This window comes from Microcoleus sp. MON1_C5, from assembly GCF_036701875.1.
Lineage (GTDB): Bacteria > Cyanobacteriota > Cyanobacteriia > Cyanobacteriales > Microcoleaceae > Microcoleus.
The window spans coordinates 59,763-71,246 of record NZ_JAUBRN010000037.1 but is presented as its reverse complement, the minus strand read 5'-3'; the positions used below and the strand labels follow the sequence as shown (position 1 = coordinate 71,246).

12 protein-coding genes are annotated in these 11,484 nt (G+C 44.5%); 4 read left to right on the top strand and 8 right to left on the bottom strand.

What is annotated here, in order from left to right:
- Nucleotides 1–58: 58 nt before the first annotated feature.
- From QUA71_RS18505 to QUA71_RS18495, 3 genes are read right to left on the bottom strand one after another with little or no spacing between them, the layout of a single operon-like run.
- Nucleotides 59–814, bottom strand: a complete 756-nt coding sequence (locus QUA71_RS18505; protein WP_333287164.1) for a hypothetical protein — start codon at nucleotides 812–814, stop codon at nucleotides 59–61.
- On the bottom strand, nucleotides 807–1,271 hold the full coding sequence (locus QUA71_RS18500) for a hypothetical protein (RefSeq protein WP_333287162.1): 465 nt from the start codon (nucleotides 1,269–1,271) through the stop codon (nucleotides 807–809). The genes QUA71_RS18505 and QUA71_RS18500 overlap by 8 nt, the downstream gene beginning before the upstream one ends.
- The gene (locus QUA71_RS18495) at nucleotides 1,268–4,486 is read right to left on the bottom strand and encodes a tetratricopeptide repeat protein (RefSeq protein WP_333287160.1); all 3,219 of its coding nucleotides are present in this window, start codon (nucleotides 4,484–4,486) and stop codon (nucleotides 1,268–1,270) included. Before QUA71_RS18495 ends, QUA71_RS18500 begins: the two co-directional genes overlap by 4 nt.
- A 565-nt stretch (nucleotides 4,487–5,051) precedes the next feature.
- Between QUA71_RS18495 and QUA71_RS18490 the strand changes: the two genes are divergently transcribed.
- The gene (locus tag QUA71_RS18490; RefSeq protein WP_333287158.1) at nucleotides 5,052–5,426 is read left to right on the top strand and encodes a hypothetical protein; all 375 of its coding nucleotides are present in this window, start codon (nucleotides 5,052–5,054) and stop codon (nucleotides 5,424–5,426) included.
- Nucleotides 5,427–5,532: 106 nt separating this feature from the next.
- On the opposite strand, the gene QUA71_RS18485 is transcribed toward QUA71_RS18490, so the two are convergent.
- Nucleotides 5,533–5,802 (bottom strand): hypothetical protein, encoded by a 270-nt coding sequence (locus tag QUA71_RS18485; RefSeq protein ID WP_333096050.1) that lies wholly within the window; start codon nucleotides 5,800–5,802, stop codon nucleotides 5,533–5,535.
- Between the two features lie 254 nt (nucleotides 5,803–6,056).
- Here QUA71_RS18485 and QUA71_RS18480 point away from each other — a divergent pair, with 254 nt between their 5' ends.
- Nucleotides 6,057–7,292 carry a hypothetical protein gene (locus tag QUA71_RS18480; protein WP_333287156.1) on the top strand — a complete coding sequence of 412 codons (1,236 nt, stop codon included), beginning with the start codon at nucleotides 6,057–6,059 and terminating at the stop codon, nucleotides 7,290–7,292.
- 9 nt (nucleotides 7,293–7,301) lie between these two features.
- Nucleotides 7,302–7,535 (top strand): hypothetical protein, encoded by a 234-nt coding sequence (locus QUA71_RS18475; RefSeq protein WP_333225147.1) that lies wholly within the window; start codon nucleotides 7,302–7,304, stop codon nucleotides 7,533–7,535.
- Nucleotides 7,536–7,552: 17 nt separating this feature from the next.
- Here the strand turns inward: QUA71_RS18475 and QUA71_RS18470 are convergent, their stop codons facing one another.
- Nucleotides 7,553–7,828 (bottom strand): hypothetical protein, encoded by a 276-nt coding sequence (locus QUA71_RS18470; protein ID WP_333287154.1) that lies wholly within the window; start codon nucleotides 7,826–7,828, stop codon nucleotides 7,553–7,555.
- A 70-nt stretch (nucleotides 7,829–7,898) separates the two neighbouring features.
- Between QUA71_RS18470 and QUA71_RS18465 the strand changes: the two genes are divergently transcribed.
- Complete coding sequence (locus QUA71_RS18465; RefSeq protein ID WP_333287152.1) at nucleotides 7,899–8,537, top strand: restriction endonuclease subunit R; 639 nt, start codon at nucleotides 7,899–7,901, stop codon at nucleotides 8,535–8,537.
- An 80-nt stretch (nucleotides 8,538–8,617) separates the two neighbouring features.
- On the opposite strand, the gene QUA71_RS18460 is transcribed toward QUA71_RS18465, so the two are convergent.
- The 3 genes from QUA71_RS18460 to QUA71_RS18450 form a co-directional block, all read right to left on the bottom strand.
- Nucleotides 8,618–8,953, bottom strand: a complete 336-nt coding sequence (locus QUA71_RS18460) for a ribulose bisphosphate carboxylase small subunit (RefSeq protein ID WP_006632945.1) — start codon at nucleotides 8,951–8,953, stop codon at nucleotides 8,618–8,620.
- 45 nt (nucleotides 8,954–8,998) lie between these two features.
- Nucleotides 8,999–9,409: a RuBisCO chaperone RbcX gene (gene rcbX / locus QUA71_RS18455; protein WP_006632944.1), complete on the bottom strand. Its 411-nt coding sequence runs from the start codon at nucleotides 9,407–9,409 to the stop codon at nucleotides 8,999–9,001.
- Between the two features lie 137 nt (nucleotides 9,410–9,546).
- Complete coding sequence (locus tag QUA71_RS18450; RefSeq protein WP_006632943.1) at nucleotides 9,547–10,977, bottom strand: form I ribulose bisphosphate carboxylase large subunit; 1,431 nt, start codon at nucleotides 10,975–10,977, stop codon at nucleotides 9,547–9,549.
- Between the last annotated feature and the right edge of the window lie 507 nt (nucleotides 10,978–11,484).

Below are 11,484 nucleotides of genomic sequence, written 5' to 3'. Positions count from 1 at the left end.
AGAAATGAGTTCACTATCTTCTTACACTTTCATTCTGGAAGCTTTATTCTATGCAGCTTCATATTAAATTGGTATAAGCCCAAATCACCTTATTGCGATAGGCAAATAATCGCATCAAATGCGTATAAAGTTTCTCGACACTCTTGCTGATATCGCGAATTGATTGACCGCTGTTGTAGGGAAACAAGCAAATTAAGACATGATAATTTTGGCTGATATTGCCCCTATCCCCCGGTGGTAGCCACAATTCGTAAAAATTTGCACCTAAAAATTGTCCTTCGGTTTGTAAGTCTCTTTCCCATTTAGCATTGGGGAATAGATTCATTTTGGTGTAGCAATTTTTAGCAGTTGATAAAGCGTCTTGGTCATCAACCGTCAATTGTCCCCAAACCAGCCAACTTTGACCGATGGTAGCCGGTGGATTGACACGGGAGATTACTTGTTGTTTCAGCCATTCTAAACAATCGATTTCTTTGGGTGCAAATTTCTTATTCTCGTCGGGTTCTATTTTGCCAGACAAGTCAAATTGTGCCGCATAAGTATCGCGGATTTTGACGGGATAAGCATAGCCATCGAGGGGAGACTCAAATGCTGCTATTTTTTTGTCGCCGAGTAACTCGATATAATCAGCAGTTTCAGTTTCAGCTTGTTTTAGTTTTTCTAGCTGCGGCGCAGAGATTTGGTCGGCATAAATCTTTTGCCAAAACTGTTCGCGATTTTGGCTAATCTTGTCCTCATTTTGCCCGCTACCGTCTGCTAAATCATAGATAAACAAATCAACAGTCGGGTAGATTAGCAAATTCTCGTTACTCATGGGCCAAACCGTCTGCGATCGACAATAAGATTCTATCTCGGCTTGCTTGCACGGAGTCCTTAGCTTGCAAAAGTTTTCTGAGGAATTCTCGAAACCCGCGCGGCTGGACTTTTGCCTCGAAGTTTTTGATAATTTCCGGCAAATTTGTCAAATCGTTGATGTCGCTAGAGGTGTTATCAGTTTCGGTGGTAGTAGTGTTATTATTTTCAAATTCAGCATTCGGTACAAAATCTAATCCTTTGCTGCGCTGGCTGCTGTGATTCTTTAACCACACACGATTTTTTTGATAAGCCGCTAGCAGAGGAGGATGCAGTTTCGTAAGTCTTAAAATATCGTTAATTGTAAAAGTTTCATCGGTTTTATTAAACTCGGATTGGACATCGGCGGGCAACGGTTCGGTTTGTTGGAATAGCGCCACAATAAAAGCTTGGAAAATCTCGTCTTGCGTGTCGTTCATAATCCTGTGATAGTGAAAGCAGCCCAGTAATAGGGATGCTGATATGGTTGATGCAATTCCATTGTCGCCAATGCTAGCTGATTGGTTTCAAAAGAATCGATTAAGGTAACTTCATCTACAGAAAGTTCGGGGCTGTTTGCGGAAATATTGTTAATTTCCCCTTGATACCAGGCGGCTAAATCCTCGCGGGTGGCTTCTCGCAGCCATTTTTGAGCATTTGCTAAAGCCACGGGTAGAGAATCGCCGGCTTCGCGCCACCGTTGGTAAAAATAAATCATTAATAACGCACTCGCACCGGATTCTACGGGCCACAGGGTACTGACGACACAGCCAACTCCGGCGCGCATAAAACCGCTAGTCAATCCTACATATTCGGCGAGAATTGTTTGTTTGTCAGTCAAGGCGGTTTCGCAGGCGGGAAGGCAGATTAATTGGTAGTTGCTGAGGTCATGTTGGATAATTTCTCTGACTGTTAATCGGTGGTTGCCGCTTAAGTATAAAGTTGATTCTAGAGGATTATCAAAATTATAGCTGCCGTGGCCGGTGAAGTGAAAAACATCGTGCGGCTGCTGCAATAATCTTTCGACTTCATCGAGGGTGGCTGTGTCTTGTCCCCGTCGGGTAGAGTTTGGAAACATTCGGCATATAATTTCCGATTCGATTTCGGCGGCGGGGAGGCGGGCGAATCTTTTTTCTTGGCCGTTTTCATCGATACTTACGCTGCGGGGATTTTCGATGCTGATGATGACTAGATCCCCAGTATTCAAAGTCCCCCTTCTTAAGGGGGATTTAGGGGGATCTGAACTGGGAGGTAAGTCAGAGATTTCGGCTGGGTTTTCAGGTTTTTGATCCCCCCTAACCCCCCTTAAGAAGGGGGGGACAAGAGTGTTCAATGTATCTTCGGATGGGGGGACTGACTCATTCAAAGTCCCCCTTCTTAAGGGGGATTTAGGGGGATCGGAACTTGGAGATAAACGAGAGATTCCGCTAAACCGATGTTGCAAATTAATCCCAACTGCCGCGCTAGGCAAATAACTAACCACAAAATCACGACTAAACAAAGCATGAATTGGGAAGCGGTGCAAGTCCCGGTGAGGAATCAGAATTAAGTCGGTAATCCCCTCTAATTGCTGTTCGATGACATCAATTTTCAGGATTTCCTTGAGTCGGGCAAATTTACTTGCCATTCCCGCACGCCAAGGATGATTTTGTTGGCTTGTTTTCTCCTGAGATTGATAATCGGTGTATTGTTGATTCCACTCCTTTACCCATTCTTCAAATTTATCGGGAAAATCGATGAAACAGTTTTCGGGAGACAACAAGCCATCGGATTTAATGATGAATGTTGTCAGGGCTGCGTCGCTGAGATGCCAGTAAATCGCGGCTGTTGTGGGATTGAGAAGCTGCTGAATTTGTGAGTGAGTGACTGTCTCTTCTGTTTCGTAAGGGGGAGTTGGTAAGGCATTCAGCAGCCAAGACAAGCAGACATTTTTATCGGTTTCTGCTGTTGCTAAGGCTTCGGCAAATTGCCCCGACTCGATGAATATATTTACCGTTAACTGTTCAAACCTAACTAATTTGTCGGTGAGTTGCTTTTGGGTGAGTTGCGAATAGTTTTGCTCTTTCAGCAGACGCTGCAATAAATCGGTTGCATCTCGCTGTAGTTTATTGGCTTGTTCGGTTTTTTTGAGGCTGACTAAAGTTTTGATTAAATCCTGCAAAACTTCTAGATGCAGTTTCAGAAAAGCATCTGGTGTTAGAGTTGTGAGTGCTTGTTTGTAGCTGGCGGCGGCTTTATTCCAATAGGTGTTGCGAGAATTAAGTTTTCCGCGATCGTAGTGAGCATTTCCGAGTGCTTGATGCAGTTTTCCGTATCCTTCGGGATGGGTATTTTCTCTGCAATACTCTAAGCCTGCTTTTAATGTTAATTCTTGCCCTTCATAGCCCCGCTTTTTCAGGTTGTGAGTTAAGAGAGTTCTTATTAGTAGTGGAGAATTAGGGAATTGTACCTGTAATATTTCATAAACTGCCTGGTTGTGTTTAGGTGCATTTTTGACTGCGATACTCCGATTCATCCAGGCTTCATGAATATCTGGTTTGATTTCTAAGGCTTTGTCGAAGGAGGCGATCGCCTCTTCAACTCTGTCTAAATTACCCAGTGCAAGGCCCCGATTGAACCAGGCTTCGTGTTTATCTGGTTTGATTCTTAAGGCTTTGTCGTAGTCGGCGAGCGCCTCTTTTAATCTTCCTAATTTACCCAGTTCAACGCCCCGGTTGTACCAGGATACGTCATTATATGGTTTTAATTTTAAAGCTTTGTCGTAGGATGCGATCGCATCTTCAACTCTGCCTAAATTACCCAGTGCAACGCCCTGATTGTTCCAGGCTGCGTCATCCTCTGGTTTTAATTCTAAGGCTTTGTCGAAGGAGGCGATCACTTCTTCTAATCTTCCTAAATTACGTAGTGCAAGGCCCCGATTGTACCAAGCTTCGTGATAATCTGGTTTGATTTCTAAGGCTTTGTCGTAGGAGGCTATCGCATCTTCAACTCTGCCTAAATTACCCAGTGTAACGCCCCGACTGTACCAGGCAACGTGATAATCTGGTTTGATTTCTAAGGCTTTGTCTAAAGATGCAATTGCCCCTTCAAAATCCCCTAAATTATACTGCTCATTCCCTCGATCCCACCAAGCCTCAGCCGCTCGATCGCCAACCTCATCCCCCTCAACCGAAGATAGCGGAAACTCAGCCAAAATCTCCCTACCAACATTCCCCGCGCACTCTCCCAATTCCCCCCCCGCAACTCTACCCAACAACTCCAACCTGCGCGCCAATTCCTGAAGCGATACCACCGCATCCGCAGACGCTGTACTCCCCTGCGCGCCCTCCAACAATCGAGCCTCAAACCTCCGCAACCAAGCCGCCAAATCACCATCTTTAATGCGTTTTGCGATTAAGAATTCCGCAACATCCCCTCTTCCCCAGCCCTGATTCACCCCTTCGAGAAGTTCCATCAACTTCGCCTCGTATTCCGCATCAGTCAAAGTTGGAGGAACCCCCCTCAGTCCCCCCTTAGTAAAGGGGGAAGCAAGATTTGTTTCCTCTTGTTCCCCCCCCTTACCAAGGGGGGGCCAGGGGGGGTTAAAATCCTGGGAAAAAGTGCGGAACACCCGCTGAATTAATTGTTTGAGGAATCGCCATATTTTATCCAACATTGGGGAGTTTTTGAGGCGGTTGTTTTTTTGATTGTAGCAACAATTGCCGGGATTCGTCGTCAGTCCGATAGTCCGCCAGAGGTTGAAAAGGCTATTCGGATTTGTCGTCAGTCCCCTAGTCCGCCAGGGGTTGAAACCCCTGTCTCATAGCGAAAGTCCTCTGAAAGAGGACTGAAGATGTGCACAATGTTAATTAAGGGTGACATTTTGAAAATTGTTAATTACCATTGAAATTCTTCTCATCAGTCCTATGCAAGAGGACTTCAGCTATGAGACGGGGGTTTCAACCCTCGTCGGACTTCGCAACATCGCAATCTAACATTTTGAACATGATTAATTAGCCTTTAAATCCTTCTCATCAGTCCTATGCAAGAGGACTTCAGCTATGAGACGGGGGTTTCAACCCTCGTCGGACTCCGCTATGAGACGGGGGTTTCAAGCACATTGTACTATTGCACCAGTCATAAAATTAAAACAATCAATTCCAACCCCCATCAAAAAAATGCTATAATATCCACTTTAATTGCTAAACTTATCCCGCCAGCAGAGAACACAGGAAAATAATATGATGATTATTACCTCCCAACAAATTGCCCAGTTTCGCTCGCAATTAGCCGAATATCCCGAAGCCCTAAAAGCCCTAGACGCAATCGAAGATTGCGAAGGTAACATCGAAGATGCAGCGATATCTCTAGCAATTCAAGCCGGACAAGAACCGAATATATCAGAAAATTGGTTAGACGGATTGGCCAAAAGATGCCGCGTTGCTATCTGCAAATCAGAGGTTAAAGAAGAGTTGACAAACGGACAATTGAATGCAGCATTTAGAGATTTAGTTGCAGCAAAAATTTGCCCTGATATTTTGGTGACTTCGGTGATTATTTATGTCTTTAAAACTGGGGTGAATGATTTTTGCGAGCCTCTCGAATATAAACTGTAAAGCTATAGCTGCATTTAAAAATTAGGTGAAGCGAAGCTATCCCAAAGGGTAGGGAATCGCCCTCATTTCTCAAAACATGAGACCACGAGGCGATCGCACTTTTTCTCTACCCCTTTGCACTACTGTACCCAGCCGGCCTCAAATCCGGCGACAAACCCAAAGATTTCCCCAGCAAACGAGCAAGTTGCACTAAAAAATTGGCAGTATCTTCGTCACCTTCGCGCGCCATTGAAGCCGATATCTGGATTAGCATTTGCACAAATCCCGCATCAATTAAATCGGAACGCGAACTCAAAACCTCTGGCTCTTGGCCGTTGGGACAGGTAAGCACTCGCTCGATTAAGTTCAAATAAGCCTCTTGGCGTTCTGGATTCATTTTGGCAGAAGCTCTACAGTAAATAATTTATTATTACGTTTAACTCAGTCCTGTCAATCAGGCGATCGAATAAGCGATCCCCGTTTTTACTCTAGAAACTCCATTCAGTCAGGAATAGACAGAAGCTTAAAGAAAATCTTAAGTTTCTCCATGCTAGTTTAGTCGAGGTAAGCTGCCCCGATGCGCCCCCTAAAATTCCAGCTAAGCTGCGCCAATAATAACCCTAAGATTCAAGGGAATTAAGAATATACAAAATGAAAATAGGAATATTTTTAGGAAATCTAGGAAACCCCGCCATCTACTATCCCAAACTTGCCACAATTACCGGCGGAGTCGCGGCGAGTATTTTTCTTTGCCAATTATTGCAATGGCAATCACAAAAGTCCAACTCCGGCGAATGGGTAAAAACCAACAGCAGCGAAATAGAAAAAGCCACCGGTTTGAATCACGAAGAACAAGAACTCGCGAGACGCCTGCTCAAAGTGCGATCGCTCCTGAAAGAAAAATTAACAAATCCCAACACGGACACCCTAGAACTCTGGGCGGACATTGACGCTTTCGAGGAAAAACTCAATAACTTTTGGACACCGAATCCGCCAGATATTATAACACCGATAAGTCGCGAAAACAACAATCACCCTGTAGAAATCTTCCGCGAAACATCACCCCCAAATGATGTAGTTAAAACCGACAAATATTTCGGGCAACCCCGCCAGCAAATAGCCGTTGCTGTCACCCCGAATTACCGATTTAGCGGCCCTTGGAATTCCCAAAAACAACTGCACAACTTTCAGCGAGCTTTAGAAGCATATGCTCAAGAGCGCAACTTAGGATTTGGCAATCCTTCTGGATGGGCATTTAAAATTATTGACAGCATGACAAAAGGCTTAACCTCGACTTTTTGGGATGAATTTATCGCCGGAATTCCTTTAGGAGAAAGTCAGAAAGTTAAGCGAGATTGGGAAATCGAACCAGAAGTGCCTTATCCTGCCTTTGAAGAAGAGCGAATTCAGTATTACGTACACAAAGGCGAACCGCTGGAAGCAGCAGTATCTAAAGCCCGTGCTGATTTGAGAAACCCGGTTTTGGGCAAAGATTTGTGGGAGGGATTTTTGCGAAAGTGCGATCGCCTTGCCGATGATGCACTCAAAGCCAAAAATCTAGGAGTGCAGACACCCTATCTGCCACCTTCCTTTACAGAAAAACCTCAATTTACAAAAGAAAGTGTCATGAAGAAACTGGAAGCTGTCGCACCTCAAATTTCCCTCACACCATCGACTGTTAACACCCTTTCCCCCAGAACTTTAGAACAACAGGAAAGTGAGGAAAAAGAGTCAGATTCAGTTGTTGAAGCTCCCAGTATTGAATCTTTGCAGAAAGCTTGCAAAACTCCGATGGGTCGGAGTATAGTTGAAAAACAAATCAGCGAACATCCAGAATGGGGCTACGAAATAGTTGACGGTGAGATCGTAGAATCAATTCCTTTTTAGGAGGCAACCATGCAACGAATTAGCGAAATAGATGTATTTGGTTTAGAAAGACCTTCTCTCTCAGAAGCACAAAGAAAAAAGCTGCGCCGGGAAAGATTGCAGCAAGAGAAAGAGGAGGGATATCAAAAGTTAGCTGAACTTTGTTATTTAGGTGAATATGATATGGCCAAGCAAATGGCAAATAAACATTATAATTGGGGATACGAAATTGTTGACTGTATTGTGATGGAGAGGATAGATTAAATGGTGAATGTGCAGCTTTACTGAAAAAGCTTTAGGAGTTGCCAAAAATCTAATTCGCGGTATTTTATCCAAAATTCAGCAACATTACTTTGTTTGAGTAGCTGGAGAGAGTTGTCATAGTAATCTTTATTCTCAATCTCAGTCATAAACATTTCCCACTCAGCCTCAAAAAAGGGAACTTGTTGAAGTTTTTCTGCTCTAATGATTTCTGCTTGCTGAATCTCTAAGGCAGTTCCTATTAAGTCAGGAAGCTTTAAACTAATAGATAATTCTCGTGCTTCTTTCGGGGTCATGGATTTTGCAAGTTGACTACCGCAATGTCTATGTTAGAATTATAACTAAAACTTAAATAACTATTAAAATATGAAGACCACTATTAATGCCAAAAACCTAACGTTAGCAGATGTACACCGTCTGTTCGGCTTTCAAAAACAGTACACTAACTCATTTACCTCTTTGTTATCCCTTGAAGATATCACAGAACACGAACAGCAGGAAATTATACAAATTAGGGATGACTTCGATGACTACATTTCAACGGATCGAGTTTCTGAAGGATTGGTAAAAGCTCTGACTACCTTTCCCTTAATGCGATTGGCTGGCTTCTACCGCCGGCCGATTAAAATTAGTTTAGAACAAGACCTCGCCGAAATTAGCATTGAAGATGAAGATACTATCATTAAAGGAAGATTTGATATCTTAGCAGTCAACAGGATAAAACCGATCAGAAGCGATACATATTTTTGGGTTTTGGTTATTGAAAGTAAGAATTCTGGAATCAACGCATTGATGGGTTTATCTCAATTGCTAACCTATGCTTATCAAAATTTAAAATATCAGGATACAATCTGGGGCTTGACAACAAACGGAATGCACTATCAGTTCGTCAATATTCAGGGGGGCAATAACCCAACCTATCAGTTAATGCCTTTGCTAAACCTGATGGAGTCAGACTCTTCAATTTTGTTGCTGCAAGTGTTAAAAGCTATTTGCAAACTATAAAAAAAGAGGCAGGGAAAATTCCCCGCCTCCAATCTGCAATGACTGTTAACCTAAAATTTAGATTACTCAGCCAATACTTTTTAGTAGCCTCTGGTGTTAGGCTTGTGCACGATGAAGCTGAGCACTTGGCACTGCTTCACGTTGTCAAAACCCATGACGCGGATGTAGCAACTAGGATTATCTTGACGGCAAGCTTGAACTTCTGTCATGATTTCTTGGACGCTGCGAGCACCAAACAAAGGCAGCTTCCACAGAGTCCAATAGCGCATTTCAGCCGCAGAGGTTTCGTTGAATTCTACGCCGGGAATGTAGCCTTGATCCAAGATGTACTGGAGTTGCTTGGCAATTTGCGCGTCTGTCAGGGGGGGCAAATAGGACAGAGTTTCGTAACGACGCTCTTTAGGTAAAGTCTTCATTTGTTGTATCTCTAAGGTGTGTGTTCGATCGCACTTGTCGATCGATTAACTCGACAAATTATCCAGATTCGGTTCAGAATCAATTGAGGTTTCAGGATTACTGCTAGGAACAGACCAATTAAGTTGCGTAGTTCGCTCTAAATGCTGGCGTCTGTGTTCCATATTCGCCTGTTGAATGTTAGTGCGAACCATTTCAGGCAAAAAATCTGTCACATCCTGGGCCAGAGATTCTCGCACAGTCATGATCCGAAATCCCAAATCTTGATTTTCCAACAACAATTCTTGAATGTAAGCTTCTCCATCTTGGATTTTGCCCGTTGAGGAAAAGTTGCTCAACCAGATTGCCACAGGAGGATTGGTCTCGCTCAACTGAGCGACCACAACCCGCACGGATTGATAGGTTAGGTAACTTGCCAGCACCTTAGCGGTGTCTTTCGCAACTTGTTTGAGATCCATTTTTGACCCCAGCTCCCTCAAATTTTAGATTTTGGATTTTAGATTTTGGATGCAAACTTACTGGTAAATCTTCTTCAAAGATAAAGACTCCACAGCAAGTTTGCTACCTAAAACCTAAATTCTCAAACCCAAAATCATCAAACGGTATCCATTGCCTCGAACTCAAACTTGATTTCTTTCCAGAGTTCGCAAGCAACAGCCAGTTCAGGAGACCATTTGCAAGCTTCGCGGATCACGTCGCCGCCTTCGCGCATCAAGTTGCGACCTTCGTTACGAGCTTGGACGCAAGCTTCCAAAGCAACGCGGTTAGCAGTTGCACCAGGTGCATTACCCCAAGGGTGGCCCAAGGTGCCGCCGCCGAACTGCAAGCAGGAGTCGTCGCCGAAGATTTCCACCAAAGCCGGCATGTGCCAGATGTGGATACCACCAGAAGCAACCGGCATAACACCGGGCATGGAGGCCCAATCTTGGGTGAAGTAAATACCGCGGCTGCGGTCTTCTTCGATGTGGTCTTCGCGCATCAAGTCTACGAAGCCCATCGTGATGCCTTTTTCGCCTTCGAGTTTGCCCACAACTGTACCGGAGTGCAGGTGGTCGCCGCCGGACATCCGCAAGCACTTGGCAAGCACGCGGAAGTGGATACCGTGGTTTTTCTGACGGTCGATAACTGCGTGCATGGCGCGGTGGATGTGCAGCAAGATACCATTGCGGCGGCACCATTTGGCCAAGGTGGTGTTAGCAGTGAAACCACCGGTCAGGTAGTCGTGCATGATGATGGGGGTTTTGATTTCCTTAGCGAACTCAGCCCGCTCCATCATTTCTTCGCAAGTGGGGGCAGTTACGTTGAGGTAGTGACCCTTGACTTCGCCGGTTTCTGCTTGGGCTTTTTCAATAGCTTCTTGAACGAACAAGAAACGATCGCGCCAGCGCATGAACGGTTGCGAGTTGATGTTTTCGTCGTCTTTGGTGAAGTCCAAACCGCCGCGCAGAACTTCGTAAACGGCACGGCCGTAGTTCTTAGCAGACAGACCCAATTTGGGCTTAATTGTACAACCCAGCAAAGGACGGCCGTACTTGTTCAATTTGTCCCGCTCAACGGTAATACCGTGAGGAGGGCCTTGGAAGGTTTTCAGGTAAGCAATGGGAATCCGCAAGTCTTCCAACCGCAGAGCGCGCAGAGCTTTGAAACCGAACACGTTACCGACCAAAGAGGTCAGCAAGTTGGTGACGGAACCTTCTTCAAACAAATCCAAAGGATAAGCAATGAAGCAGATGTACTGGTTGTCTTCACCGGGAACTGGCTCGATGTCGTAGCAGCGACCTTTGTAGCGGTCGAGGTCGGTCAGGAGGTCAGTCCACACAGTTGTCCATGTACCTGTGGAAGATTCAGCAGCTACAGCAGCGCCGGCTTCTTCAGGGGGTACTCCCGGCTGCGGTGTTACCCGGAAAGCCGCCAAAACATCTGTATCCTTTGGGGTGTAGTCCGGCGTGTAATACGTTAGTTTATAGTCTTGAACTCCGGCTTTATACCCAGCCTTTGATTGAGTTTGGGTTTGCGCGTAAGCCATATCTCGCTTCCTAGTATTCGCTTAATTGTTTTGCCCGATCGCAGGCTGTTAAAAATATATCAATAAAATGGCATTCTCAAATTTTAATATTCTTTTAATCATCATAAGTATTATTTATTTTCCTTTACATTAGGCAAATATTTGTAACATATCTTATGAAAAGCCAGCGGCGAAGGATGCAGGAGGAAAGGCTGGGGATCGCAGAGCGGCGAGGAATTTCGCTCGATCGAAAGATATGGTGCAGCGAGCCGAACAGCGGATCAATACGGTTTATGTAAAGAATTTAATACTTAAAAATCAGAATTGGTAAGGGGTAATGGGTTCGGGCTAAGTAGTTAGAAATACCTAAAGTTGTGGATGGCAGTTGAGATCGATCTCAACAGCAATCCAGTATTCAATCTAAAATCCAAAATCCAAAATCTAAAATCTAAAATCCCGTGACTTCCAGACCGTCAACTCAAAAATCGACAGCATACCACATAATATGGACAGGACTTGTGCAGCAAG